Here is a 26157-nt window from a genome sequence, read left to right on the forward strand (position 1 = left end):
GCTTGTTCAAGTCAACTTGAGCACAACGACGGTCGGGATGGGTCTCATCCGGGGCGCGCTATGGTACCATACGCGCCCCTTTTACCCGCTACCGAGAGCACCCATGGCCAATACTTCTCTTGAGAAGGACAAGATCCGCATCCTCCTGCTCGAGGGCATCCACCAGAACGCGGTGGATAATCTGCATGCGCACGGCTACGACAACGTGGAGTTGCTGCCGACCGCGCTGACCGGCGATGACCTCAAGGAGGCCGTGAAGGACGCCCACTTCATCGGTATCCGCTCGCGTACCCAGCTTACCGAGGAGGTGTTCGCCGCCGCCGAGAAGCTGATCGGCGTGGGCTGCTTCTGTATCGGGACCAACCAGGTGGATCTGAAGGCCGCCCTCAAGCGCGGCATTCCGGTGTTCAACGCGCCCTACTCCAACACCCGCTCGGTGGCGGAGCTGGTGATCGCCCACACCGTGAACCTGATGCGCGGCATTCCCGAGAAGAACGCCGTGGCCCACCGGGGTGGCTGGCTCAAGTCCGCCAAGGACAGCTACGAGATCCGTGGCAAGAAGCTGGGCATCGTCGGCTACGGCAACATCGGCGCCCAGGTGTCGGTGCTCGCCGAGGCCATGGGCATGAAGGTGTACTTCTACGACGTGGTGCCCAAGCTGCCGATGGGCAACGCGGAACAGGTGGGCAGCCTCAACGACCTGCTCGGCCTGGCCGACGTGGTCAGCCTGCACGTGCCGGACACCGCCGCCACCCGCTGGATGATGAAGGAAGAGCAGATCCGGGCCATGAAGCCCAAGAGCTACCTGATCAACTACGCCCGCGGCAAGGTGGTGGACATCGACGCCCTGGCCGCCGCCCTCAAGGACGGCCATCTGCTGGGCGCCGCCATCGACGTGTTCCCGGAGGAGCCCAAGGGCAACAACGACGAGTTCGTCAGCCCGCTGCGCGAGTTCGACAACGTGGTGCTGACCCCGCACATCGGCGGTTCCACCCACGAGGCGCAGCAGAACATCGGCACCGAGGTGTCCGACAAGCTGGTGCGCTACTCCGACAACGGCGCCACCCTGGGCGCGGTGAACTTCCCGGAGGTGGCCCTGCCCGCCCACCCGGACATGCACCGGCTGCTGCACATCCACCGCAACATCCCGGGCATCCTTACCCAGATCAACACCATCTTCTCCGAGAACGGCATCAACATCTGTGGCCAGTACCTGCAGACCAACGAGGACATCGGCTACGTGGTGATCGACGTGAACAAGGAGTACAGCCAGCTGGCCCTGGACAAGCTGCGCACCATCGACGGCACCATTCGCACCCGCGTGCTGTTCTAGGAGTCGGCCTCGTCTCGACACAAAACCGGAGTCGGGCTACTTTGCCCACTCCGGTTTTTTTATGTCTGGATGTCGCCCGGGGGATAGAGGATGTTTCGCCCTTGATCTGGTTGTTCACTCGCAACACGCTGCTTTGCCTGCTGGGCGCGGCGCTGCTGTCCGGCTGCGCCACCCGCTCGCTGTTCCAGCCCTACCCGGACCAGGCGCGCCAGTGGAAAAGCGGCCTGGCCGCCGGGGCGCCGCCGCCCTCGGTGCTCGACAAGGGCGCCGCCGGCGCCGACGGCGTGCTCTATCTCCAGGAACTGGGCCGGGTGACGCAGCTGGACGGCGACACCGACTCCAGCCTGACCGCCTTCCGCCGCGCCTTCGACCACTACCGGGAAACCGACGAGGCGGCGCGGCTGCGCGCCACCGGCCTGGTCACCACCGCCGGCGCCCTGATGGTCAACGACAACGCCCGCCCCTACGTGGCGCCGGACTACGAACGCATCTACGCCCACGCCTACCAGGCCTTGAATTACTGGCGCGACAACGACGTCACCGGCGCCGCCGTGGAACTGCGCGCCGCCGCCGAGGAGCAGCGGGTGGCGGCCAACCGCCGCCAGCGGGAAATCGCCGAGGCGGAGCGGGAAGCGGACCAGCAGAGCATTGATCCCGGCCAGTTCGACGGTTATTTCGCCGGGCTCAACGCCGCCGCCGGCGAGGTCAAGGCGAGCTTCCAGAACGCCTGGACCTTCTATCTCTCCGCCCTGTTCTGGGAAGCCCACGGCGAGTACAACGACGCCCTGGTGGACTACAAGAAAGCCCTGGAAATCCATCCGGACGCGGACTGGATCAAGGAGGACGTGGCGCGGGTGTCCCGGGCCCTGGATGGCCGCTACCCCCGTGACCGGGGCCTGGTGGCGGTGCTCTACGAGCAGGGCTATGTGCCGCCGCGCCGGGAAGTCAGCCTGCCGATTCCCACTCCCCATGGCATTTTCGCGGTGGCCTTCCCCACTTACTCCGCCGGCGACAAGCCGCTGCCCCGGCCGCTCACGGTGCGCGCCGAGGACGGCCAGCAGGCCGCCACCGGCGTGCTCACCGACGTGGGCGGGCTGGCCGCCCGCCATCTGCGCGAACAGGTGCCCGGCATGCTGGTGCGCCAGACCCTGCGCGCCACCGGCAAGTACAATCTGCAGAAGAAGGCCAACGACGACTTCGGCCCGCTGGGCGCCTTTCTCACGCAGCTGTTCAATCTGGTCAGCGAGCGTGCCGATCTGCGCGGCTGGCTGAGCCTGCCGGCCTACGGTCAGGCCGCCCGTCTGATGTTGCCGCCCGGTGAGCACCGTCTCCAGTTGAGCACGCCCGGGGGCGGTGCTAGTTTGACGGTGCCCGTGGTGGAACGCGGACTCACCGTGATTCATGTGGTGGCGCTGCCCGACGGTCTTGTTACCCGCGTATTACCCGTTCAGGAGGGATCCCTATGAAAGCCATTCTTCACCCGCTGTGCGCCCTGTTGCTGGCGGCCTTCCTGGCCGGTTGCTCGGCGTCCAACCTGGCCCGCCCCGGCGACGAGGGCGAGGTGGCGCTGCACTCCAACAATTCCCTGCTGGCCAACCGCCTGGCGGTGGAAGCCCTGCGGGAAAAAACCGTGGGCGACCTGCTCTACGTGCAGGCCACCCTGGAAAACGGCTGGAAGTTTGAACTGGACTTCCAGTACAAGATCAAATGGTTCGACCGGGACGGCTTCGAGGTGGCGCCGGAATCCCAGCCCTGGCGGCAACTGGTGATGGCCGGTCGCAGCCAGAGCAACGTCCAGGCGGTGGCCCCCAACCCCAGCGCCGTGCGCTATGAAATCTGGGTGCGTGAATAAACGCCCCGCCCCATTGAATAAGGAGAAGGTAATGGTTCGCGTACTGTCCCTGGCGGCGCTGGCGATGGCGCTGCTGCTCACCGGCTGCGCCTCCAAGGTGGATTACGGCGATGCCCAGGCACGGGAAACCGTGACCACGGACTTCGGCTCCACCGACCTGCAGATGATCGCCGCCAAGATGGTGGACGACATGATGGTGTTCCCGCCGATCGTGGACATGACCCGCGAGCGGCGCCCGGTGCTGTTCGTCGACCGGGTCAAGAACAAGACCAGCGAGCACATCGACACCGAATCGATCACCGACACCATCCAGACCAAGCTGATCAATTCCGGCAAGTTCCGGTTCGTGGACATGTCCGTGGTGAACCGGGTCCGCGAACAGCTGGAATACCAGCAGGACTCCGGCATGGTGGATCAGGCCACCGCCGCCCAGATGGGCCGTCAGATCGGCGCCGAGTTCATGCTTTACGGCAATCTGTCGTCCATCGTGAAGCGCGACGACAGCACCAAGGACGTGTACTACAAGTTCACCCTGAAGCTGCTCAACATCCAGAGCGGCATCATCGAGTGGTCCGGCGAGAAGGAAATCCGCAAGACCCGCAAACGCAGTCTGTTCGGCCTGTAATCCAGACCGGCCGGCGCCAGGGAGGTACCCATGTTGAAACGGCTTTCCACACTGTTCCTGCTGCTGGCGCTGGTGGCGTCCGGCCTGGCCCGGGCCGCGGACACCGAGACGGTGACCGCCCGGGGCTACGGCGAGGACCCGGAGCAGGCGGTCACCAACGCCCTGGTGGCGGCGGTGCGCCAGGCCGGCGGCGTGACCCTGGCGGTGGACCCGTCGTTCCGGCGCCAGGTGAGCCAGTGGGTGATCCAGCGCCAGGGTGACGTGACCACCTGGACCGGCACCCGCACCTCGGTGGCCGAGCCCCAACTGCCCACCCTGGGCAGCCTGGAAAGCTACCGGGTCACCGGCGTGGCCCAGGAGGACAACGCCCTGTGGCGGGCCGACGTGGAGGCGGTGATCCTGCGCCATCGCGCCCCGGGGCCGGACCGGTCCCATCTGCCGGCCATCGTGGTGGCCCCCTTCACCAGCGACGACGACCGCTACACCCTGGGCGAAACCAGCCTGCCCGCCGCCGAGGTGCGCGCCCGCCTGCGCGCCAATCTGGTGGACGCCTTCACCCAGTCCGGCCGTTTCCGGGTGCTCGACCGCGCTCACCTGGCCGAGCGCGACGCGGAACGGGCGATCCTGCGCAACGGCAGCGCCGAGCCCTCGGAACTGCTGCGCCTGGGCAAGGCCAAGGGCGCCGACCTGCTGCTGGTGGGGCACATCGAGGCGTTCGACATTGGCGATCAGGAACGCGCCTTCTACGGCGCCAGCTTCCAGGGCTATGAGCCCTACGTGCGGGTGCGCTACCGGCTGATCGACGCCGCCGGCGGCGAGATCCTGGCCGCCGGCCTGTTCGACTGGCAGCAGTCCGAGGGCAGCGTCCGCCAGCTGGCGCGGCGGCAAAACCTGGATAACTGGCGCCACCCGGAACGGCTGGCGGACCTGGTCTACCCGCGCATCGCCCGGGATCTGGCCGGCGCCGCCACGGACACCCTCTATCCGGTGATCGTGCTCAAGGCGGACGGCGACCGGGTCTACCTGAGCCAGGGCCAGGGCCGCCTGGAGGCGGACACGGTGCTCAACGCCTACCGGCCGGTGGAAACCCTGGAAGACCCGCAAACCGGCCTGCCGATTCGCATGGAAAGCGATGCCCTGGCCAGCCTGCGCGTCACCGAGGTGCGCCCGGACTACGCCGTGGCGCGGATCACCCAGCGCCGCGAGGCGCTCCAGCCCGGTGACCGGGTGCGCCCGCCGGCCCCGGACGCGGACCCCGCCGAGGCGCCCGCCGGCCAGCCGGAAAGTCCCGGTTCTTCCGAGTTGCCGCTGAGCTGGGATTAGTGAGCGGTTACTTCAACCAGGCGCTGGTGCTACTGGCGGCGGCGGTTCTGCTGTTGCCGCTGTTCCAGCGCCTGGGCCTGGGCAGCATTCTTGGTTATCTGGCGGCGGGCATCCTGATCGGCCCCCTGGGCTTCGGCCTGATCCCGGACGCGGAGGCGGTGCTGCATTTCGCCGAGCTGGGCGTGGTGCTGATGCTGTTCCTGGTGGGCCTGGAGCTGGCGCCGGATCAACTCTGGGCCCAGCGCAAACGGCTGCTGGGCCTGGGCGTCAGCCAGATGCTGTTCAGCGGCGCCCTGCTCACCGCCTTCTTCCTGGCCTGGGGCCAGAGCGGCCCGGCGGCGGTGGCCATCGGCGCCACCCTGGCGTTGTCCTCCACCGCCTTCGCGGTGCAGATGCTGGTGGAAACCAACCAGCTGGGCACGCCCCAGGGCCGCAACGCCTTCTCCATTCTGCTGTTCCAGGACCTGGCGGTGATTCCGCTGCTGCTGTTGATGCCGGTGCTGGCCGGCGGCGGAGGCGGTGATGGAGAGCAGCCGCAACTGCTGATCGGCCTGGGCGCGCTGATCCTCATGTGGCTGGCCGGCCGCTACTTGCTCAACCCCTGGCTGGCCTGGCTGGCGCGGCTGCACAACCGGGAATTGATGACCGCCACGGCCCTGCTGCTGGTGCTGGGCGCCGCCGAATTGATGGAAACCCTGCACCTGTCCATGGGCCTGGGCGCGTTCGTGGCCGGCATGCTGCTGGCCAACTCACCGTTCCGGGAGCAGCTGGACGCGGACATTCAGCCCTTCAAGGGTTTGTTGCTGGGGCTGTTCTTCATCGCCATCGGCATGACCATGGACCTGAAGCTGCTGGTCAGCGCGCCGCTGCGCATCCTGGCCATGGGCGCGGCTCTGCTGGCGATCAAGACCCTGGTGCTGGTGGTGATCGCCCGGGCCATGAAGGTGGCCTGGCGGGATGCCCTGCGGTTCGGGCTGCTGCTCAGCCAGGGCGGTGAATTCGCCTTCGTGCTGTTCACCCAGGCCGGTGCCCTGAACCTGCTGTCCGTGGACATGATCGCCCGGCTCAACCTGGTGGTGGCCCTGTCCATGGCGGCCACGCCGTTGCTGCTGAAGCTGGTGGCGCGGCTGTGGCCGGCGCCGGGCCGGACCTCGCGCAGCGTCGACGACGAGCCGGCGCCCCATGGCCAGCCGCCGGTGATCGTGGCCGGTTTCGGCCGTTTCGGGCAGATCATCGGCCGGATTCTGGTGAGCCGGCGCATTCCCTTCACCGCGCTGGATTCCAATCCGGAGCACATCGACACGGTGCGGCGCTTCGGCAACCAGGTCTACTTCGGCGACGTGACGCGGCTGGATCTGCTGCACTCCGCCGGCCTGAACCACGCTCGGGTGATGGTGCTGGCCATCGACGATGTGCGGGCGTCCCTGCGCGCGGCGCGGCTGATTCGCGAGCACTTTCCCAACATTACCCTGATCGCCCGGGCCCGGGACCGCTACCACGCCTACTCGCTGATGGCGGAGGGCGTCGAGCACGTCATGCGCGAGACCCTGGATTCCAGCCTGCGCACCGCCCAGACCGCCCTGGTGCAGCTGGGCGTCCCGGAAAGCACCGCCATCGACGTGGTGCGCACCTTCCGCGACGTGGACGAGCGACTGCTGCGCGAGCAGTTCCAGCACCGCGACCAGCTCGACAAGCTGATCGAGATTTCCGCCCGCGGGCGCGAGGAGCTGGAATCCCTGCTCGCCGCCAGCGCCGACGGCAAGGGCAAGGACGAATGAAGGTGCCATCGCGACTGAAGCGGAACGCCGCCCGGTCGCTCCTACGCTGCTATCGACACGGTTGTAGGAGCAACTTCAGTCGCGATGCACCGGCGTTAGAGCCGGAGATTGTTCAGACCCCGACGGATCGAATTCTCCAGGGCCGGCTTCACCAATGCCCCGAGCAGCGGCACCTTGCCGCGAAAGACGATGGTGTACTGAAGCCGGGAACCACCGTCACCGTGCTCGGAAAACACCATTTCCCCGAAATGATCGCGCAAGGGGCTGCCCTTGGTGATGCGGTAGGCGATGCGCCGGTCCGGTTCGAATTCGGTGACGGTTTCCTCGAACGGTGGCGTCAGCGGCAAGGACAGCCGCCGCATGGAGCCGACGCCGTTGGCTTCCACGTCGCCGGCCTTCACCCGACGCACCTTGGCCGGAGCGAACAGGGCGGACAGGTTCTCGTGCTCACTGAGATGGTGGAACAGAGCGTCCACCGGAAACGGAAAGGTCTTGTCGATCTCGATGCGTTGCAGGCCCATGGGCTCCCCCGTTGACAGGCGAAACCCGGAGTCTGCCCGGCCACCGGCGCCCTGCCCAGGTTCCAACGGGCCAGACGCCGGTGCCGGTCGGTCAATCGGCGCCGGCGGGGGCCGGGGCGCGCACCTCGGCGTCGCCGATGGCGCGGGGGTCGGCGGCGGCGCTGACCCGGCCCGCCTTCCGGTCCCACAGAATCGCCTGCATGTTGCCGTACTCACGCTCCACGGACACCACGTCGTGGCCGCGCAGGCGCAGGCTCTTGGCTTCCGGGGTGTCCAGGAAGGCGGGCTCGGCCTGCACCCGGTCGGGCAGGAACTGATGGTGGAAACGCTGGCGCGTGACCCAGTCCTCCACCGGCTTGCCGGCGGCGGCCTCCATTACGCCGAGCATCACCATGGTGATGATGCGGCTGCCGCCGGGGGTGCCGAGGATCGCCACCCGGTCGTCGAATTCCACGAAGGTGGGCGTCATGGACGACAGCGGCCGCTTGCCCGGGGCGATGGCGTTGGCCTTGGAACCCACCAGCCCATAGGCGTTGGGGCTGCCCGGCTTGGAGGAGAAGTCGTCCATCTCGTTGTTGAGGATCACGCCGGTGTCCTTGGGCATGAAGCCGGAACCGAACGGCAGGTTGATGCTCAGGGTGGCGGCCACCCGGTTGCCGTCCGCGTCGAGCACCGACAGATGGGTAGTGTGGAAGCCCTCCTCGGTGGCCACCGGCTCGCCCAGCTCGCTGCTGGGGGTGGCGCGGTCCAGCTTGATGGAGGCCGCCCGCTGCTCGGCATAGGAATTGCTCAACAGGTTATCCACAGGCATTTGGACGAAATCCGGATCGCCCAGATAGCGGCCGCGATCCTGGTAGGCGCGCCGCCAGGCCTCCACGGTAAGATGAGGAAGTAAGTCCTCACTAATCTCGCCGCCATTGAATTGGCTGAGAATGTTCAACGCCTCCATCATGACGATGCCGCCGGCGGAAGGCGGCGGCGCGCTGATCACCCGGCCACCGCGGAAGTGCCCGACGATGGGATCGCGTTCCTTCACCCGATAGTTTTCCAGATCCTTTTTGGTCCAGATGCCGCCGGCCTCGCGGACCCCTTTCACCAGTTTGTCCGCCACCGGCCCCCGGTAGAAGCCGTCCCGGCCGTGTTCGGCGATGGCTTCCAGCACCCGGGCCAGATCCGGCTGCCGGATCACGGTGCCCACCGCCGGCAGGCGGCCGCCGTCCAGGAACACGGCGGCGGCGTGGGGATAGCGGTTGAGCACCTCGCGGCGGTAGCCGGCCAGGGCCCGGTAGTGGTCCTCCACCGGGAAGCCCTCCCGGGCCAGGCGGATCGCCGGCGCCAGGGTCTTCGAGAGCGGCAGCTCGCCGTAGTGCCCGGCCAGGTAATCAAAGGCGGCGGCCTGGCCGGGGATGCCGGCGGCCAGGGGGCCGTTGATGGCGCGGTCGCGCACCACCTTGCCGTCCTCGTCCTGGTACATGTCCTCGGTGGCCGCCGCCGGGGCGGTTTCCCGGGCGTCCACCATGGTCTGCTTGCCGTCGTCCTGGCGGTGCAGCAGCCAGAAACCGCCGCCGCCCATGCCCGCCGAATAGGGCTCCACCACCGCCAGGGCCGCGGCCACCGCCACCGCCGCGTCGAAGGCGTTGCCGCCCTGGTCGAGAATCTCGAAACCGGCCTCGGTGGCCAGCGGATGGGCACTGGCGATGGCCGCCCGGCCCGGCGTCGCGGCCTGGGCGACCGCGCACAACAACGTCAGAGCGAGAACCAACCCGCGCATCATGGTCTTTCTCCGTATCCGGCTGTTATCGGGCGATCGGGATCAACCGCCCCGCTGCTGTTTTTTCAGTTCCAGTGCCTCCACCACATGGGGCGGCACGAAATTGCGCACGTCGCCGTCCAGCAGGGCGATCTCGCGCACCAGGGAACTGGAAATAAAGGAAAGATGCTCCGCCGGCGTCAGAAACACGGTTTCCAGCTCCGGAGCCAGCTGTCGGTTCATGTTGGCCAGCTGGAATTCGTATTCGAAGTCGCTCACCGCGCGCAGGCCGCGCAGCAGGATGTTGGCGTTCTGTTCGCGACAAAAATGCGCCAGGAGCTTGGAGAAGCCCACCACTTCCACGTTGTTCAGGTGGCTGATGCTGTCCTCCACCAGCTTGACCCGCTCGTTCAGGGAAAACAGGGGGCCCTTCTTCTCGCTGGCGGCGATCGCCACCACCACCTCGTCGAACATGGACGAGGCCCGCTCGATCAGGTCCTTGTGGCCATTGGTGATGGGATCGAAGGTGCCCGGGTAGATCACACGGTTGGTCATGCTCGGCTCGCCTTTTTCGCTGCGGAAACGGTGTCCGGGCAGCGTCGATCGCGACCGCGCTATGTCCCCGGCACCCACAATGCCCGCAAGCATACCCCAAGCCACTGCCCAGGTGCAGGGTCCCCCCGGACCTGTTCCCGGTCAGGCGAGTCGGTCCGCCAGGGCGGTGGCGTTGCGGGCGCTGAGGCCATAGATGGTGAGCTGTGGATTGACCCCCAGGCTGGTGGGAAACACCGAGCCGTCGAACACGTAGAGGTTGTCCAGGTGATGGTAGCGGCCCTGGCTGTTCACCAGTCCGCGCTGCTCGTCGCCCAGCGGGCAGCCGCCCATCACGTGGGCGCTGCCCAGGGCCACTTCCAGGGGCTTGAAAGGCAGGGTTTCGAGGCCTTCCCGGGCCTCCGCCCAGGACCGGTAGAACGGCGCGCGAATATGCCCGGGCCGCACCGCCCGGGCGCCGGCGGCGAATTGCATTTCCACCTGGGTGAGCAGGCTGCGGCGGGCGCCGTCCAGCAGGTAGTCGTTGAGCGGATAGTCCAGCTGGGGCTCGCCGTTGTCGCGCAGGCTCACGGTGCCGCCGGGGCTGTCCTCGTGGAAGCCGTCGCGCAGCAGGGCGATGGAGGCGGCCAGGTTGGGCAGCTCGCGGATGTGGCGGCGGGCTTCCTCGCCGAAGCCGCCCATCAGGGCGGCGGTGAGGCCCGGGTGCAGGGGCATCATTTCCAGCTTGTAGCCGATCGGTCCGTCCACGCCGCCGGCGAAGGTGAACTGGTCGGAGTGCAGGGACTGGGGCGCGCCGTAGTAGGGCGCCATTTCCTCGTCGTAGCGGCCGAAGGCGAAGCTGGTGACGTGCAGGAAGGTGCGCTTGCCCACCCGGCCGTCCGGGTCCGGCACCTCCGAGCGTTGCAGCAGGGCCGGCGTCTGGATGCCGCCGCCGGCGGCGATCACGGTGGGCGCTTTGACGGTGATCACGGCGCCGGTGGGGCGTTTGTCGTGGTCCAGGGGACGCACTTCCACGGCGCTCACCCGGGTGCCGTCGTGGATCAGGCGCTGGGCGCGGGCGCCGTGAATCAGGGTGGCGCCGGCGTCCATGGCCGCCGGCAGGGTGGTGACCAGCATGGATTGCTTGGCGTTGGTGGGGCAGCCCATGCCGCAGTAACCGAGGTTCCAGCAGCCGCGCACGTTGCGCGGAATCACCGACCAGTCCCAGCCCAGTTTTTCGCAGCCGCGTTTGATCACGTCGTTGTTGGCGTTGGGTGGCATGGCCCAGGGTTCCACGCCCAGGCGTCGCTCCATTTGCTGAAAAAACGGGTCCAGGTCGGCGCGCCCGGTGCCGGCCACGCCGAAGCGCCGGTGCCAGTGGTTCAGGGTTTCCTCCGGGGTGCGGAAGCTGGAGGTCCAGTTGACCACGGTGGTGCCGCCCACGGTGCGCCCCTGCAGGATGGTGATGGCGCCGTCCTGGGTGGCGCGCAGGGTGCCCTCCTGGTAGAGGTGCCGGTAGGCGTCGCCTTCGTTCAGGTTGAAATCCCGGGAGCTGCGCAGCCGCCCGGCCTCGATAAGGATCACCTTGAGGCCGCGCCGGCTGAGGATCTCGGCGCTCACCGCGCCACCGGCGCCGGTGCCGATGATGGCCACGTCCGCCTCCAGGGTGCGGTCGTCGGTCTGGCGGGCGCCGTCAATGACGTCCCATTTGTCCCCGGCGTTCGCCCAGGGGTCGTCGATGTTCTCGATCTTGAGCTTGGAGAGGTCCTGCATGACCGGCTTCCTGTTGTTGTTATGGGGTCATTCCGGCCGGGCGGCCAGGTTCAGGGGCGGGCCCGGATAGCCGGTGCCGAGGCCCGCGTCCGGGGTCACGTACCAGGCCATCATCAGCGGTTGGGTGAGGCCCTTGAAGGCGAGCTGGGCGAAGCCGTTGTCGCTGCCGGACCATTCCGCCAGGGTGCGCTGGAGTTGCGCCTCGTCCTGGTCGGCGAAGTGCGCCCAGGTGCCGGTGACCCACCAGCGGGCGGCGCCCAGCTGCAGCAGGTCGAGAAGCTGGAACAGCTGCCCGCGGGCCCCTTCGGAGCCGCCGGCCAGCAATCGGTCGAAGGCCTTCAGAGCATCGTCGGGGCCGGCACCGGCCACGGCGTCCAGGCCGCCGGCGAGCAGCGGCGCCATCAGCGGGCGCAGCAGCTCCAGATCCCGTTCGCGCAGATGCTGGTAACCGGACGCCGGCCCGGGGTCGCCGCTGCAGCCGGTGAGCAGGGTGGCGCCGCCGGCACCCAGAGTCAGGGCGGTGGCGCCCCAGAACCCCAGCTTGAGGAAGCCGCGACGGCTGACGCCGTCCCGGGGGGAGGACGAATCCCGGTTCATGGCGCGCCCTCCTATTTGAGCATGAACTTGTAGATCAGCTTGTGCATGCCCCGGCCGTAGGGCGGCAGGATGTGCTTGGTGGCGTTCATCTTGCCCTTCTTGTACACGCCCTTGGCCTTGGAGAAGGTCAGGAAACCCTCCGGGCCGTGGTAGTGCCCCATGCCCGAGGGGCCGACGCCGCCGAATGGCATGTCGTCCACGCCCACCTGGGTGATGGTGTCGTTCAGACAGACGCCGCCGGAGTGGGTGTGGTGCAGGACGTGCTGGCCGTTGTCGGCGTTCCAGTCGAAGTAGTACAGCGCCAGCGGACGGGGCCGGTCGTTCACGTAGTCGATGGCGTCGTCCAGGGTCTTGTAGGGCACCACCAGCATCAACGGGCCGAAGATCTCGTCGCCGGCAATCTTCATGTCGTCGTTGACGTCGAGCACCAGGGTGTGGGGGATCTTGCGGCTGCCGGCCAGGTCCTCGTTGTCCGGGTTGATCTCGATGACGCGGGCGCCTTTCTCGCGGGCGTCGTCCAGATAACCGGTGAGGCGCTGGTACTGGCGGTCATTGATGATGCTGGTGAAGTCCGGGTTGTCGCGCAGGGTCGGGTAGAGCTGGGTGACCTGGGCCTTCCAGGCGTCCACGAACTCGTCCACCCGGTTCTCCGGGCAGAGGATGTAGTCCGGCGCCACGCAGGTCTGGCCGCTGTTCAGGCACTTGCCGAAGGCGATGCGCTCCACCGCGTCCTTCATCGGGAAGTCCTGGCCGATGATGCAGGGGCTCTTGCCGCCCAGCTCCAGGGTCACCGGGGTCAGGTTCTCGGCGGCGGCGCGCATGATGTGGCGGCCCACCGAGGTGGAGCCGGTGAACAGCAGATGATCGAAGGGCAGCGCGGAAAAGGCGGCGCCCACTTCCACCTCGCCGTTGACCACGGCCACGTGGTCCTCGTCGAAGGTCTTGCCGATCAGTTCTTCCAGCAGGGCGCCGGTGCGCGGCGTGGACTCGCTCATCTTGATCATCACCCGGTTGCCGGCGGCCAGCGCCGCCAGCAGCGGGCCGATGGCCAGGTACAGCGGGTAGTTCCAGGGCACGATAATGCCCACCACGCCCAGGGGCTGGTATTCCACCCACACTTTGCCGGGCCACTGGGCGGCGCCCACCTTGCGCTTGGAGGGTTTCATCCACTTGCGCAGATGCTTGGCGTGGTACTTGATGCCTTCCACGCTGGTGAGCATTTCCGCCAGCTTGGTTTCGTCGGCGGCGCGGTTGCCGAAGTCCGCGTTGAGCGCCTCGATCCAGGCGTCCATGTTGTCCAGCAGCATGGGCTTGAGTTGCTGGATGAAGGCCGCGCGCTGATCGGCGTCGGGATAAGGGTGGTGGCGGAAGGCGGCTTTCTGCGCCTCGAAGATCCGCTTCATGCGGTCGATTTGTGCCTGGCCAGTTTGGAATTCTTTGATTTCGGCGACCATAATGCGTCTCCCTGGACGGTGATGGACCTGGATTGATTTTTAGAGTAATTACTCTAGAGGTCAACATGGTGTTTCCGAAATCCGGTCCGCCGCCCCGCTCCATGCCCCTGATTGGCCCGTTATGACCGACACGAAAACCCGTATCCTGGATACCGCCCTGGCCCTGTTCAACCGGTTCGGGGAGCGCAACGTCACCACCAACCACATCGCCGGGGAGCTGGGCATCAGCCCGGGCAATCTCTACTACCATTACCGCAACAAGGCGGCCATCGTGTCCGCCCTGTTCGACCGCTATCAGGCGCACCTGCTGACCTTGCTCACGGTGCCGGCGGGGCCGCTCACCTGGGAAGACAAGATGCGCTATTTCGAGGGCATCCTGGAATCCATGTGGGAAGGGCGTTTCCTGCACCGCGACCTGGCCCATTTCCTCCATCAGGATCCGGCCCTGCGCGAGCGCTACAAGCGGTTCGTGGAGGACAGCCTGGCGCGCGGGCTGGAGATTTATCGCCGCCTGCGCGACAGCGGCCTGATCGAGGCCAGCGACGAGGAACTGCGGGCGTTGCTGGTCAATACCTGGGTGCTGGCGGCGTCCTGGTCCGGCTTTACCCATGGCCTGAATCCGGACATCGCCGACGATGAAACCCTGGATCGCCGTCTGCTGCGCCAGGGCATCTATCAGATCATCTGTCTGGAGGCGCCGTTTCTGCGCGGCGAGGCCCTGCGCCACCTGGACGCCATGAAACGGGAATACCGCATCGACGAGAACGCCCTGGACCGCCTGTTCGGGGCCGACGGGCTGGTGCACCCGGAGTGAGCGCCGTGGGCGAAAGCGGACCGGATTCGCCGGTATGGGTGCTGCGTTCGCTGTTCGCCTGGCTGGCGCTGGTGGCCGGCGTGATGCTGCCGCTGCCCGGCGCCGACGCGGTGGCGGCGCTGGCGGTGACCACCGCCATGCTGCTGGGCTGGCGGGACCTGCGGCCGGTGGCGCGCATGCTGCTGGTACTGATGCTGCTGGCGGCCCTGGCCGCCGCGGTGCTGGAGCCCCAGGCCCTGCGCGAGGGGGTGCGCAACATGGCGATCCTCACCGCGCTGATCATCTCGGTGATCCTGCTGTCGGCGGTGCTGAGCCGCTCGCGTGATCTGGCCAGCCTGTCCTCCAGTTTGTTCGCGGGCCGCTCCCTGACCCGCTACTACAGCCTCACGTTCGGCACCGCCTTTCTGTCGATCCCGCTCAACTTCGGCGCCGTGGGCGTGGTCGCCGCCCTGGTCGCCGATCGCATCAACGGGCGGGGCCATTCGGCGGGCACCCGCAACGCCGCCCGCGCCACCCTGCGCGGCTTCGCGGCGGCGCCGCTGTGCTCGCCGCTGTCCATCTCGGTGGCGGTGGTGCTGACTTTTCTGCCCGGTCTGGAAGGTTGGCAGCTGATCGGCATGGGTCTGCCGGTGGCGGTGCTGTTCCTGCTTGCCGGGGCGCTGTTCCGGGAACCGGAAAGCGACGAGTCCGAGGTGTTGGAAGCGCGCACCGCCGGGGTCGGGCCCTGGTTGCGGTTCACCGGGCTGATCGGAGTGATCTGCGCCGGCACCCTGGCGTTGAGCGCCGGCGCTGGCTTGAGTTACCCCCGAGCGGTGACCCTGAGCTGTCTGTCGGTGGTGGGGCTGGGCCTGGCCTGGGGGGCCTGGCGCGGCGAACGGCCCGCCCCACCGTCGCTGGCGCCGGCCTCCAACGAGCTGGTCATCGTCGGCGCTTCCGCGTTCCTCGGCGCCCTGGTCAGCGCCCTGGCGGAGCATCATCTCGGCGCCGGCCTCGCCCTGCCCGGCTGGGGCTACCCGCTGGCGGCCCTGCTGGTGCCCTGGGTGTTCTACGCCGCCGGCATGATGGGCTTCAATCCGATTCTCACCGGTACCCTGGTGGGCGCCCTGCTCGGCCCGATCTGGCCGTCGTCGGCGATTCAGGCGCTGGGCCTGTCCATGGTGTGCGGCTGGGCGATGACCGGGGTGGGCACGCCCTACGCCGCCAATGTGCTGCTGCTGGAGCGGTTCACCGGCTACCCGGCGTGGCGCACCGCGGTGCTCTGGAACCGGGTACTGGCGATCACGGTGATGATGGCCGGCGGCCTGCTGGCGGCGCTGCTTACCCTGCTGCTGACGTGAGCGGCACCCCGGCGAAGCCGGCGGCGAAAGCGGCCAGCCGCTTCTCCAGCCAGTAGTCCGGGTGCGCCGGCGTGCCGGCCACGAATCCCACATGGCCGCCCTGGCCGCTCAGCTCCAGGGTCACGCCGGGGCCCAGGTCGCCCTGGCCGGGCAGAATCGACGGCGTCATGAAGGGGTCGTCCTCGGCCTGGATCATCAGCGTGGGGGTGCGGATCGCCGGCAGACGCGGGCCGGCGGAGCATTCCGCGTAGTAGTGGGCGGCGTCGCGGAAGCCATACAGGGGCGCGATCACCTGGCCGTCGAATTGCCAGAATGAACGAATGCCGTTCAGATTCAGCGCCGCCAGCCGGCGGGCCTGGTCCGGGGCCACGGTTTCCAGGTGACGTTGCTGGCGGCGCAGTCCGGCGAGCAGCTCGCCGATCAGGTGGCGCCGGTAGATCCGCGACAGGCCCTGGTCCATGCGGTCCGCGCAGGTGGCCAGGCCGAGCGGCGAGCAGACCGCCACGGCGGCGCTGAGGGCGCCACTGTCCGCCCGCGCCAGCCAGTTAAGCAGACGGCTGCCGCCCAGGGACACGCCCATGGCCACCAGCGGCCCGCGGGAATCGGCGGCGCGCAGGTGGCGGAACACCGCGTCCAGGTCGTCGATCTCGCCGGCGTGGTAGGACAGCGCCGTGTCGTTGGGCGCCGCCGCGCCCCGGGAATTGATCGCCACCGAGGCGATGCCTGCCGCCGCCAGCCGCGCCTGGGTGCCGCGCACATAATGGGAATCGCTGCTGCCGGACAGGCCATGCAGCAGCGCCACGCGCAGGGCGCCGGGGGCCGGCGCCGGGCCGGCCCAGTCCAGCAGCAGGTGGTCCCCGTCCGCCAGGGGCAGGGTTTCGCGCCGTCGGGGCAATTCATCGGCGTGCCGCCACAGCGGCCCCCACAGCGTCTGCAAATGCGGCGAACGCAGCCACCAAGGCGCGCGGAACGGCGCCTCCACGATTTCGGCCATCGACGGCTCTCCCCCGGAGCATGGAATCCAGGCCGGCTATGGTAGCCTTTAGCGCCGACATCGTCCGCCCCGGAACAGAGGAATCCCATGAGCCGCCGTTTCTTCGACGATCAGCCGTTCACCCAGGACCAGCCCGTGGCGCTGGGGGTCGGCCCCAGCCATCACATCGCCAAGGTGCTGCGCATGAACCCGGGGGATGAGCTGACCCTGTTCAACGGCCAGGGCGGTGAGTGGTCGGCGGTGCTGGAGAGCGTCGGCAAGAAAAGCGTGACCGCCCGGCCGCTGGCCTTCCACGAACGGGACCGAACCGCCCCCGTGCCGGTGACCCTGGGCCTGCCGCTGATCAAGGGCGACCGCATGGACTATGCCCTGCAAAAAGCCACCGAGCTGGGGGTGGCGGCGATCCGGGTGCTGGACACCGAGCGCACCGAGGTGCGACTCAAGGGCGAGCGGGCGGTGAAGAAAGCCGACCACTGGTGGCAGGTGGTGATCAGCGCCTGCGAGCAATGCGGTCTGAACCGGCCGCCGGCGCTGGACGGGCCGCTGCCCTTGAAGGACTTTCTCGCCGACGCCGGCGGCCTGGCTCTGATCGCCCATCCCGGGGAAGCGCCCCTGGGCGCCGCCGCCCTCCGCGATGCCACGGCGGTGACGCTGCTGACCGGGCCGGAAGGGGGCTTTTCCGACCCCGAGCTGGCCGCCGCCCGGGCCGCGGGTTTCCTGCCCTTTGCGTTGGGCGAGCGGGTTCTGCGCGCGGAAACCGCGCCCGTGGCTCTGTTGGCGTCTCTGTGGGCGGGACGGTTGTTGCTCTGAGTGCTTGTTGCTGGTGCGCATCGCGCGCCATCTTGAGACCGCCCCACCTACCCATCGATAGGTAGATAATCCTATCCTGTTTGTATAACCGCTTGGCCCATCAGGGCTTTTCCCCGGTGGCACGTTTTTTGATCCCTTCTCCGGCGCGCGCACTTGGTCGCGTTTTTCTTAATGCTGGAGAAATTCCAATGTTGAATGCGAAAGTTTGGCTTGCCCCGGCGCTGTTGGGGGTGATGCTGGCGGGCTGTGGGGGCTCCGACAGTGACGACGACGACAGCACCGGAGACCCGGTCGGCGAGGCCGAATCCTTTAACTATGTGGAAGGCACCATCGCCCAGGCCCGCGCGGCCCTGCAGGCCGGTGACCTGACCTGCGAGGACATGGTCCAGGGCTACCTGGACCGGATCGAGGCGTACGACCGCCAGGGCCCGAGCCTGCAGAGCGTGATCGCGGTGAACCCCAGCGCCCTGGACGAGGCGCGGGATCTGGACAGCCGCTACGCGGCGGAGGGTTTCCAGGGGCCGCTGCATTGCGTCACGGTGCTGCTCAAGGACAACTTCGATACCGTCGACATGCCCACCACCGCCGGTGGCCTGGCGCTGGAAACCAGCCAGCCGCCGGATGATGCCTTCAGTGTTGCCCGACTGCGCGACGCCGGCGCCATCATCATCGGCAAGGCCAACCTGGACGAGTACGCGTTCGGGTTCCGCGGCAGCAGCTCCGTGGGCGGCCAGGCGCGCAACGCCTATGATCCCACCAAGGGCCCGGGCGGTTCCTCGTCCGGCACCGGTTCTTCCATCGCCGCCAGTTTCGCCATGGTCGGCACCGGCTCCGACACCGGCGGCTCGATCCGCGTGCCGTCCAGCCTGCACGGCCTGGTGGGTATCCGCCCGAGTCTGCGGCTGATCAGCCAGGACGGCATCGTGCCGCTGGCGCACTGGCAGGATACCGGCGGCCCCATGTGCCGTACCGTGGAGGACTGCGCCCTGACCCTGAGCGCCATGGTCGGCTACGACCCGGGGGCGTTTTCCGGCCAGCGCTTCCGCTTCGATCACGACGCGGATCTGATGACCAGCCCGTTCGAGTACCAGCTCGCCACCCTGGCGCCGTCCAGCTACACCAAGTACCTGGACGGCGACGCCCTGAGCGGCGCGCGCATTGGCGTGGTGCGGGATCTGTTCGGTGACGGCCAGGGCGAGAACGCGGAGGTGCAGCGGGTCATCGAGGCGGCCCTGGAGCGCATGCGCGCCGCCGGCGCCACCGTGGAGGACGTGACCATCCCCGATCTGTCCACCATTCTCAGTGACTATCGCAGCGTGTCCCGCTATGAGTTCAAAACCAACCTCACCGAGTACCTGGCGTCCTGGCCGTCCACCACCGACGGTCACCCGCGCTCCTTCGAGGAGGTCTATCAGAGCGGTGGCTACGAGAGCCGCAACGCCGGCACCTTCGCCTTCTACGACAGCGCCGGCACGGACCTGGAAAACAACGCGGACTATCTGAAGAACATCAACGAGCGTCCCGACTATGTGCGCCAGCGTTTCCTGGCCGCCCTGGAGAACATCGACGCCAGTGGCCGCCCCGCCGGTGAACCCTTTGACGTGCTGCTGTACCCGTCGGTGCTGAGTCTGGCCCCGGATGTGGGCGGTTCGCCGAGCGCCGGCAGCAACAACCGGCTCAGCCCGTTCTCCGGCTTCCCGGCGCTGACCATGCCGGCGGGCATGGCGGACACCGACCCGGCGCTGCCGGTGGGCATGGAAATGCTCGCCCGGGAATTCGACGAGGGCACCCTGATCAAGCTGGCCTACGCCTATCAGGAGCTGGCGGAACCCCGCCAGGCGCCCACCTTCACGCCGGAACTCGAGGAACAACCGGCGCCGGTGGCGCTGATCGACTGATCCCGTCGGTGGATCGTTTTGGGGCGGTGTCGGCGTTCAGCCGGCGCCGCCCTGTTTTTCCAGCATGTCGGCCTGGAGGATCTCGATCCAGTAGCCGTCCGGGTCCTTGATGAAGGCCAGGCCCTTCATGCGGCCATCGTCCGGTTTTTTCACGAATTCCACGTCCAGTTTTTCGAACCGCTCGGCGGCGGCGTAGACGTCCGGCACGGTGATGCCGATGTGGCCGAAGCCCTGGGGTTCGTCATTGCCGTTGTGATAACGGAAAGCCGGGTCGTTCTCGGTGCCCCAGTTGTGGGTCAGCTCCAGCATCGCCTCGCGGCTGAAGGTATAGGTAAGACGCTTGGCGTCGTCACCGGGCACCTCGGTGGCTTCGGTGTCGTTGAGATAGGTGAGGAAGTAGAGCGTGAATTCCGCTTCCGGAAAATCGAGCTTGCGGATCAGCCGCATGCCCAGCACCCGGGTGTAGAAATCCAGGCTGGCCGCCGGATCCTTGATGCGCAACATGGTCTGGTTGAACAGGTAGGACTGGGTCTCGCGGTCCGGCTTGTCGCACAGGCCGGGCGCGGTTTCGAAATGGCGGGGCATGATCGAGGTCCTGTCAGCGCTAGGGGAACCGAAAGAATGGCACCCCGGGCGCTGATTTCAAGGTCCGCCCACTCAAGGCTGGGTAGCGTCGATCTTCTTGAGCACTTTCTGCAGGCCGGCCACGGTGCCGCCCACGTCGCTGAGGTTGGACGGCAGCAGCAGGGTGGTGGATTCCTTGGCCAGTTTCTCGAAGGCCGAAACATACTGTTCGGCGATGCGCAGGCTCACCGCTTCCTCGCCGCCTTCCGCCTTCACCGCGCCGGCCACGTGGCGCAGGCCCTCGGCGGTGGCGTTGGCGATCAGCTGGATCTGCTCGGCGCGGCCCTGGGCCTCGTTGATCTGCTTGAGCTTTTCACCCTCGGAGATATTGATCATCTCCTGCTTCTCGCCCTCGGACCGGTTGATCGCCGCCTGACGGTCCCCTTCGGAGCGGTTGATGGCGGCCTGGCGGTCGCCTTCGGATTCCGCCACCACGGCGCGGCGTTCCCGTTCGGCGCGCACCTGTTTCTCCATGGCGTCCTTGATCGAGGCCGGCAGGTTGATGTCCGCCACCTCGTAGCGCAGCACCTTCACGCCCCAGGGCTGGGCCGCCTCGTCCACGGCGCGCACCACTTCCATGTTGATCTCGGCGCGTTCCTCGAAGGTCTTGTCCAGGTCGATCTTGCCGATCACCGAACGCAGGGTGGTCTGGGCCAGTTGCTGGGCGGCCAGCACATAGTCGTCGACGCCGTAGCTGGCGGCCTTGGCGTCGATCACCTGCAGGTACATGACGCCGTCGATGGAGACCTCGATGTTGTCCTTGGTGATGCAGCTCTGGCGCGGCACGTCGCGGACGATTTCCTTGAGCGAGTGCTTGTAGGCGACCCGGTCGATGAACGGCACCAGCACGTGCATGCCGGCTTCCAGGGAGGTGCGGTACTTGCCCAGCCGCTCCACCACGAACACCTGCCGCTGGGGCACGATGCGCACGGTCATGAACAGCAGAATGATCACGCCCAGGGCGAGCAGAGCGGGAATGATGAGTCCCATCATGATATCGGTTCCTTAGAAAGTCAGTCCTCGGAGGACCAGGGGGCCACGGTCAGCCACAAACCCTCGTGGCGAAGAATGCGCACCATCTGGCCGTCGTTCAGGGGGTGGGAGGATTGCGCCTGCCACAGGGCGCCGCGATAGCGCACCGTGCCGACGCCGTTCTCGAAGCCACCCTGCACGGTGGCCCGGGCGCCCACCAGGCCGGCGCTGTCCTCGCTGGTGGCGCCCTGGGTCTCGCGGCCGAACAGCCGCTCGCGCAGGTAACGGCGCGCCACCACCAGCAGCACCAGGCTGAGCACCGCGAACAGGGTGGTCTCCCAGACCAGGCTGTCGATCAGACCCAGCCAGACCAGCGTTCCCACCAGCAACGCGGCCAGGCCGAGAAAAATGGTCACCAGGCCGGAAATGGCGAACTCCGCGATCACCAATACCAACCCCAGAATGATCCAGTAACTGTACTCCGGCATGCGCCCCTCCCTCCTGGTGGCGATAGGTTATCACCGTGGCCGGTTGCGGTCCGTGCCACGGTTCATGGTCGGCGATTTCAGTGCTCGTGGCCGCCGGGCCCGTGGGCATGGCCGTGGGCTTTTTCCTCGTCGCTGGCGTCGCGCACCTCCATGACCCGCATTTCGAAGCGCAGGCGCAGACCGGCGAGCGGGTGGTTGGCGTCCACGTCCACGGTTTTCAGGCCCACCTTGAGCACCGTGACCCGGCGCGGGCCCTGCTCGGTGCGCACCTCCACCACCTTGCCCGGGCGCAGTTTGCCGGCGTGCTTGAGGTACTTGGCGGACAACCGCTGGCGCAGGGACTCGTCGCGGTGCCCGTAGGCCCGCTCCGGTGGCAGCGTCACGCTCACCGCGTCGCCGGCGTCCTTGCCGTCCAGGGCATCCTCCAGGCCACGCAGGATATTGCCATGGCCATGCAGGTAGGAAAGCGGTTGGTCCGCCGGGCTGTGTTCCAGCTCCAGGTCGTGGTCGGCGTCGAACAGGGTGTAATGCAGGCTGACCACCTTGTCTTTCTCGATCGGCATAATGTCTTTCTCCACGGGGAGCGGTGATTCTGCTTCGCCGGCGCGGGGCTGGCAAGGTGGCGCCGACGCGGGCATGCTGCGCCATGTCATGAATATCGGGAGGCGCCCATGTCCGGGTCCAGGAAGGTGGTGATCGCGGCGATGGCCGGCAACATGCTGATCGCCGTCACCAAGTTCGTCGCGGCGGTGATCACCGGCAGTTCCGCCATGCTCTCCGAAGGCATCCACTCACTGGTGGACACCGGCAACGGCGCGTTGTTGCTGCACGGCATGAAGCGGGCGAAAACGCCGGCCAACGAGCGGTTCCCCTTCGGCCACGGCAAGGAGGTGTATTTCTGGGCGTTCGCCGTGGCGATCCTGATTTTCGCCCTGGGCGCCGGCATTTCCCTCTACGAAGGCGTGGTGCACCTGATGCGCCCGGAGCCGATCAGCAATCCGATCATCAACTACGTGGTATTGGGGCTGGCCATGGTGTTCGAAGGCACCGCCTGGAGCATCGCCCTGAAGGAGTTTCGCCGCACCAAGGGCGACCGGAGCTACGTGGAGGCGATCAGCCGGGGCAAGGACCCGACCACCTTCGTGGTGCTGTTCGAGGATTCCGCCGCCATGCTGGGCCTGGTGGTGGCGCTGCTGGGCGTGCTGCTCAGCCAGCTCACCGGCGCGCTCTGGTTCGACGGCCTGGCGTCGATCCTGATCGGCCTGATCCTGGCCGGCACCGCCTGCTGGCTGGCCTACGAGACCAAGGGCCTGCTGATCGGCGAGGCGGCCAACCCCCGGGTGGTGGCCGGCATTCGCCGGGCGGCGCTGTCCATGCCCAGCGTGGACGCGGTCAACGAAGTGCTGACCATGCACATGGGCCCGGATTTCATTCTGGTCAACATCAGCGTCACCTTCTCGCCGTCCCTGGGCACGCGCCGCCTGGAAACCGTCATCGCCGAACTGGACCGCACCCTGAAAGCCCAGGACCCGCGCATCAAGCGGGTGTTCGTGGAGGCGGAATCGCCGGCGTCCTGAGCCGCCGGGTCACCGTGAGCGGCGGCCCGGCAGCATGCGCTTGAGGGTGGCGTCCCGGTCCACCCAGTGATGCCAGAGGGCGCCGGCCACGTGCAGCACGATCAGCGCCAGCAGGGCGTTCCAGAGCCATTCCTTGTGCAGGTCTTCCAGGCGCTCGGCCAGGGCCGTGTTGGCGGGCAGCCAGGCCGGGATCGCCAGGCCGGCGGGCAGCGGCGTGCTCTTGCCGTCCAGCTGGCGCATCAGCAGGCCGGTGACCGGCATCGCCAGCACCGCCATATACAGCAGGCCATGCACCGCCGTGGCCAGCCGTTGTTGCAGGCGGCCGCCCAGGGGCGCCGGCGGGCGGTGGCTGGCCCGCCACACCAGGCGGATGACCATCACCGCCAGGGCCGAGGCGCCCAGGGTGAAGTGGGCGATGATCCAGTAATCCCGCCAGGGGTTGCCCCGGGGTACCTGCTCGTGCAGCTCCACGCTGGCCCAGACCGCCAGCAGTAGAAAGGCGATCAGCCAGTGCAGCGTCTTGGCCGTGCTGGTCCAGGTATTCGTTGTGTCCATGGTTCCCCGCTCCCGTTGTTGGTTCCCGGCCAGTATCGCCGGCCAGGCTTAACGGAAGCTGAGCGGGATCAGGGGCGCGGGGGATTTTTCGGCGCCAGGCCCAGGGCCTCGCGGCTTTCGCCGCGCGCCGCCCGGCGCAGCAGGGACAGGGAGTGGCGGTACCAGGTACGGCGGCCGCCGGGTTCCCATTTGAACCGCTTGTAGGTCCACTGGTACTGCGGCAGGTTGCGGCGGATGCAGGTTTCCAGGGAGCGGTTGAGGGTGGTGAGCACGCAGGTTTCGCCCTCGGCGTTTTCCAGTTCCGTGGCCGGTTCGAAGTGCACGCGCACGTCGCGTACGCCGCCTTCCCCCCGGTAGCAGGAGACGATGAAGATGCGCGGTCGGTAGCGGCGCACCAGCTTGTCCACCAGGGCCGGGGTGGGCACCGGGTGGCCGAAGAAGGGAATGAAGGGATTGCTGCGGTTGCCCGGGTTGTGGTCCGCCAGCAGCGCTAGGGTGCCGTTGCCGCGCAGGGTGGCCAGGCCTTCCTTGACGCCCTGGCTGTTGGTGGGCACCAGCCGGCAGCCGGTGCGCTCGCGGGCTTTCTTGACCAGGGCGTCCACCAGGGTGGCCGGGTGCGGCTGGTACATCACCGTGGTGTTGCCCTGGCGGCCCAGATACAGGTTGATGGTTTCCCAGCTGCCCTGGTGCAGGGACAGCAGCAGCACCGGCCGTTCCTCGGCGCAGGCATCCAGATAGGCCCGTTCGCCGTGAATTTCGGTGATCCGCGCCAGGGTCTGCTCCACCGGGCGTTGCCAGACATGGGCGAACTCGCAAAACGAGCGGCCCAGTTCCCGCAGGCTCTGGCGACCGATGCGGCGCGCCTCCGGCAGGCTCAGCGTCGGCTGGGTGGCGAGCAGATTGATCAGCACGGTGCGGTACGCGCTGGCGTAGCGCAGCGGCACCCGCGTGATCAGGTCGCCCAGCAAGGCGCCCAGCCCGGCCGCGATGGGCAGCGGCAGCCAGGCGACGAAACGCATCAGCCAGCGTAGCCGTTGTCCGCGCGTATGGGCGCTCATCCGGTGGCGTCCTCCAGTTCCCCGTCGTGGAGCGCCAGGGTATCGCCGTGGCCGGGTACGCGAAAAGCCTTGTCGGCCACGCCGTGGCGCCGGCGGGCCTCGGCCAGGGCCCGGGGCGGCTCGTCCAGGGGCTCGTCGGTGAGCACGAAGGTGCCCCAGTGCATGGCCAGGGAGCGGTGCGCCTGCAGATCCCGGTGGATGCGCACGGCCTCGTCCGGATTGATGTGCACCGGCGACATGAACCAGCGCGGCTGGTAGGCGCCGATCGGCAGCAGGGCCACGTCCACCGGGCCGAGCACCTGGCGGATTTCCTGGAACACCGGCGCATAGCCGGTATCCCCGGCGAAGAACAAACGGAAATCGGGCCAGTCCAGGCGCCAGCCGCACCACAGGGTGCGGTTGCGGTCACCGGCCGCCCGGCCGCTGAAATGCTGGGCCGGCACACAGAAGGCGTGGAACGCCGGGTCCCGGTGGTGCTGCCACCAGCCCAGCTCCACCACCTGTTTGATGCCCCGGCGGCGCAGCCAGGCGCCCACGCCGGTGGGCGCGAACCAGCGCAGCCGGTCGCCGAAGCGCCGGTTCAGGGCGCGTACCGAGTCCCGGTCCAGGTGATCGTAATGGTTGTGGGACACCAGCACGGCGTGGATTTCGGGCAGTTCGTCGATGCTCAGGGCCGGCGGCACGGTGCGTTTGGGGCCGGCGAAGGACAGCGGCGAGCAGCGCTCCGAGAACACCGGGTCGGTGAGCAGGTTCCAGCCCTGGTACTGCACCAGGTAGGTGGCGTGGCCGATCCAGGTGAAGCGCGGCGCGTCCGCCGGCGCCCGCAGCAGCGCCGGGTCCGGACGGCGTACCGGGAAGTCGAGCCGGGCCGGGAAGCGGCCTCGGGTTTGCCGCTGCCAGCGCAGGAATTCGCGCAGGCCGTGGTGGGGGGTGGGGTGGCGGTTGAGGAAGCGCCGCCCGTCGTGGAGGCGCTCCGCCGCCAGTCGTTCCAGGCGGGCCCAGTCGATCATGAACGCAGGCCGGCCACCGCCCGTTCCACCGCGTCCAGGTCCGGAATCACCGCCAGATCGCCGCCCACCTGGACGTACATGGATTCCGCCGGCCCGGTGTCGCCGGGTTCTTCCACCGGGTCGCCCTTGTCGACGCGCAGCAGGCGCGGAATGCCCTGCACCACCACGGCGTAGAAACGGGCGTGGCCGGCCACGGTGTTGATCACCGCGATGCGCGCCTCCGCGCCGATGGCCACCTGGCCGGATTCATTGAGCTTCTCGAAGGACACCAGCGGCAGTTCCTGCTCGCGCCAGTTGAGCCAGCCGAGCAGCCATTCCGGGCCGTGGCCGGGGCGGTCGGGCTGGCGCAGGGGAATCACCTCCGCCACCACGATGTTGGGGATCAACCAGGGGCGCCCCTTCATGGGAATCAGCAAGCTCGGAATGTCGTCGGGAATCTGCGCGTCGGACATGGTGACTCTTATCCTCGGTTTTTGTCGGGCC

The 26157-nt window shown here is 67.9% G+C and carries 26 protein-coding genes; 11 read left to right on the forward strand and 15 right to left on the reverse strand.

The window, feature by feature from the left end:
* The first annotated feature begins 103 nt into the window (after positions 1–103).
* From serA to HMJ39_RS16350, 6 genes are all read left to right on the forward strand, one after another.
* Positions 104–1333: a phosphoglycerate dehydrogenase gene (gene serA, locus HMJ39_RS16325; protein WP_161382709.1), complete on the forward strand. Its 1230-nt coding sequence runs from the start codon at positions 104–106 to the stop codon at positions 1331–1333.
* 101 nt (positions 1334–1434) lie between these two features.
* Positions 1435–2799: a COG3014 family protein gene (locus HMJ39_RS16330; RefSeq protein WP_228462412.1), complete on the forward strand. Its 1365-nt coding sequence runs from the start codon at positions 1435–1437 to the stop codon at positions 2797–2799.
* Positions 2796–3185: a YcfL family protein gene (locus HMJ39_RS16335; RefSeq protein ID WP_161382708.1), complete on the forward strand. Its 390-nt coding sequence runs from the start codon at positions 2796–2798 to the stop codon at positions 3183–3185. The genes HMJ39_RS16330 and HMJ39_RS16335 overlap by 4 nt, the downstream gene beginning before the upstream one ends.
* Before the next feature lie 31 nt (positions 3186–3216).
* A complete protein-coding gene (lpoB, locus tag HMJ39_RS16340) occupies positions 3217–3810 on the forward strand; it encodes a penicillin-binding protein activator LpoB (protein WP_161382707.1) in 594 nt (197 codons plus the stop codon).
* A gap of 30 nt (positions 3811–3840) precedes the next feature.
* A complete protein-coding gene (locus tag HMJ39_RS16345) occupies positions 3841–5133 on the forward strand; it encodes a CsgG/HfaB family protein (RefSeq protein WP_194298103.1) in 1293 nt (430 codons plus the stop codon).
* The gene (locus HMJ39_RS16350) at positions 5133–6911 is read left to right on the forward strand and encodes a monovalent cation:proton antiporter-2 (CPA2) family protein (RefSeq protein WP_161382705.1); all 1779 of its coding nucleotides are present in this window, start codon (positions 5133–5135) and stop codon (positions 6909–6911) included. Before HMJ39_RS16345 ends, HMJ39_RS16350 begins: the two co-directional genes overlap by 1 nt.
* A gap of 95 nt (positions 6912–7006) precedes the next feature.
* On the opposite strand, the gene HMJ39_RS16355 is transcribed toward HMJ39_RS16350, so the two are convergent.
* From HMJ39_RS16355 to HMJ39_RS16380, 6 genes are all read right to left on the reverse strand, one after another.
* Positions 7007–7432, reverse strand: a complete 426-nt coding sequence (locus HMJ39_RS16355) for an SRPBCC family protein (RefSeq protein ID WP_161382704.1) — start codon at positions 7430–7432, stop codon at positions 7007–7009.
* A 91-nt stretch (positions 7433–7523) separates the two neighbouring features.
* The gene (ggt, locus tag HMJ39_RS16360) at positions 7524–9206 is read right to left on the reverse strand and encodes a gamma-glutamyltransferase (RefSeq protein ID WP_323370924.1); all 1683 of its coding nucleotides are present in this window, start codon (positions 9204–9206) and stop codon (positions 7524–7526) included.
* A gap of 39 nt (positions 9207–9245) precedes the next feature.
* Positions 9246–9737 (reverse strand): pantetheine-phosphate adenylyltransferase, encoded by a 492-nt coding sequence (coaD, locus tag HMJ39_RS16365; RefSeq protein ID WP_161382703.1) that lies wholly within the window; start codon positions 9735–9737, stop codon positions 9246–9248.
* A gap of 141 nt (positions 9738–9878) precedes the next feature.
* Positions 9879–11486, reverse strand: a complete 1608-nt coding sequence (locus HMJ39_RS16370) for a GMC family oxidoreductase (RefSeq protein ID WP_194298104.1) — start codon at positions 11484–11486, stop codon at positions 9879–9881.
* Between the two features lie 27 nt (positions 11487–11513).
* Complete coding sequence (locus tag HMJ39_RS16375) at positions 11514–12083, reverse strand: Tat pathway signal protein (RefSeq protein ID WP_161382701.1); 570 nt, start codon at positions 12081–12083, stop codon at positions 11514–11516.
* 11 nt (positions 12084–12094) lie between these two features.
* Positions 12095–13537, reverse strand: coding sequence for a coniferyl aldehyde dehydrogenase (locus HMJ39_RS16380; protein WP_194298105.1), 1443 nt, complete (start codon positions 13535–13537; stop codon positions 12095–12097).
* 121 nt (positions 13538–13658) lie between these two features.
* On the opposite strand from HMJ39_RS16380, the gene HMJ39_RS16385 reads away from it, so the two are divergent.
* Both HMJ39_RS16385 and HMJ39_RS16390 read left to right on the forward strand, forming a co-directional pair.
* Positions 13659–14351 carry a TetR/AcrR family transcriptional regulator gene (locus HMJ39_RS16385; protein WP_194298106.1) on the forward strand — a complete coding sequence of 231 codons (693 nt, stop codon included), beginning with the start codon at positions 13659–13661 and terminating at the stop codon, positions 14349–14351.
* 5 nt (positions 14352–14356) lie between these two features.
* Positions 14357–15688, forward strand: coding sequence for a hypothetical protein (locus HMJ39_RS16390; protein ID WP_228462413.1), 1332 nt, complete (start codon positions 14357–14359; stop codon positions 15686–15688).
* Here the strand turns inward: HMJ39_RS16390 and HMJ39_RS16395 are convergent.
* On the reverse strand, positions 15669–16682 hold the full coding sequence (locus tag HMJ39_RS16395) for a YheT family hydrolase (protein ID WP_194298107.1): 1014 nt from the start codon (positions 16680–16682) through the stop codon (positions 15669–15671). The two genes, HMJ39_RS16390 and HMJ39_RS16395, sit on opposite strands and share 20 nt — an antisense overlap.
* Before the next feature lie 87 nt (positions 16683–16769).
* Here HMJ39_RS16395 and HMJ39_RS16400 point away from each other — a divergent pair, with 87 nt between their 5' ends.
* Positions 16770–17492: a 16S rRNA (uracil(1498)-N(3))-methyltransferase gene (locus HMJ39_RS16400; RefSeq protein WP_194298108.1), complete on the forward strand. Its 723-nt coding sequence runs from the start codon at positions 16770–16772 to the stop codon at positions 17490–17492.
* A gap of 188 nt (positions 17493–17680) precedes the next feature.
* Positions 17681–19390 carry an amidase gene (locus HMJ39_RS16405; protein ID WP_228462414.1) on the forward strand — a complete coding sequence of 570 codons (1710 nt, stop codon included), beginning with the start codon at positions 17681–17683 and terminating at the stop codon, positions 19388–19390.
* 36 nt (positions 19391–19426) lie between these two features.
* On the opposite strand, the gene gloA is transcribed toward HMJ39_RS16405, so the two are convergent.
* The 4 genes from gloA to HMJ39_RS16425 form a co-directional block, all read right to left on the reverse strand.
* Positions 19427–19975, reverse strand: a complete 549-nt coding sequence (gene gloA / locus HMJ39_RS16410) for a lactoylglutathione lyase (RefSeq protein ID WP_194298109.1) — start codon at positions 19973–19975, stop codon at positions 19427–19429.
* Between the two features lie 72 nt (positions 19976–20047).
* Positions 20048–21007, reverse strand: a complete 960-nt coding sequence (locus tag HMJ39_RS16415; protein ID WP_194298110.1) for an SPFH domain-containing protein — start codon at positions 21005–21007, stop codon at positions 20048–20050.
* Between the two features lie 20 nt (positions 21008–21027).
* Positions 21028–21474, reverse strand: coding sequence for an NfeD family protein (locus HMJ39_RS16420; protein ID WP_194298111.1), 447 nt, complete (start codon positions 21472–21474; stop codon positions 21028–21030).
* A gap of 77 nt (positions 21475–21551) precedes the next feature.
* Complete coding sequence (locus HMJ39_RS16425) at positions 21552–22037, reverse strand: FKBP-type peptidyl-prolyl cis-trans isomerase (protein WP_194298112.1); 486 nt, start codon at positions 22035–22037, stop codon at positions 21552–21554.
* Positions 22038–22145: 108 nt separating this feature from the next.
* Between HMJ39_RS16425 and HMJ39_RS16430 the strand changes: the two genes are divergently transcribed.
* Complete coding sequence (locus HMJ39_RS16430) at positions 22146–23051, forward strand: cation diffusion facilitator family transporter (protein WP_194298113.1); 906 nt, start codon at positions 22146–22148, stop codon at positions 23049–23051.
* 9 nt (positions 23052–23060) lie between these two features.
* Here HMJ39_RS16430 and HMJ39_RS16435 read toward each other — a convergent pair whose 3' ends face one another.
* The 4 genes from HMJ39_RS16435 to HMJ39_RS16450 form a co-directional block, all read right to left on the reverse strand.
* Positions 23061–23606 carry a cytochrome b gene (locus HMJ39_RS16435; protein WP_194298114.1) on the reverse strand — a complete coding sequence of 182 codons (546 nt, stop codon included), beginning with the start codon at positions 23604–23606 and terminating at the stop codon, positions 23061–23063.
* A 68-nt stretch (positions 23607–23674) separates the two neighbouring features.
* On the reverse strand, positions 23675–24664 hold the full coding sequence (locus tag HMJ39_RS16440; protein WP_161382689.1) for a lysophospholipid acyltransferase family protein: 990 nt from the start codon (positions 24662–24664) through the stop codon (positions 23675–23677).
* Positions 24661–25674: an MBL fold metallo-hydrolase gene (locus HMJ39_RS16445; protein ID WP_194298115.1), complete on the reverse strand. Its 1014-nt coding sequence runs from the start codon at positions 25672–25674 to the stop codon at positions 24661–24663. The genes HMJ39_RS16440 and HMJ39_RS16445 overlap by 4 nt, the downstream gene beginning before the upstream one ends.
* Entirely contained in the window at positions 25671–26126 is a 456-nt protein-coding gene (locus tag HMJ39_RS16450) for a chemotaxis protein CheW (RefSeq protein WP_194298116.1), read from the reverse strand. Before HMJ39_RS16450 ends, HMJ39_RS16445 begins: the two co-directional genes overlap by 4 nt.
* Between the last annotated feature and the right edge of the window lie 31 nt (positions 26127–26157).

It is taken from the genome of Alloalcanivorax profundimaris, from assembly GCF_015265435.1.
Lineage (GTDB): Bacteria > Pseudomonadota > Gammaproteobacteria > Pseudomonadales > Alcanivoracaceae > Alloalcanivorax > Alloalcanivorax profundimaris.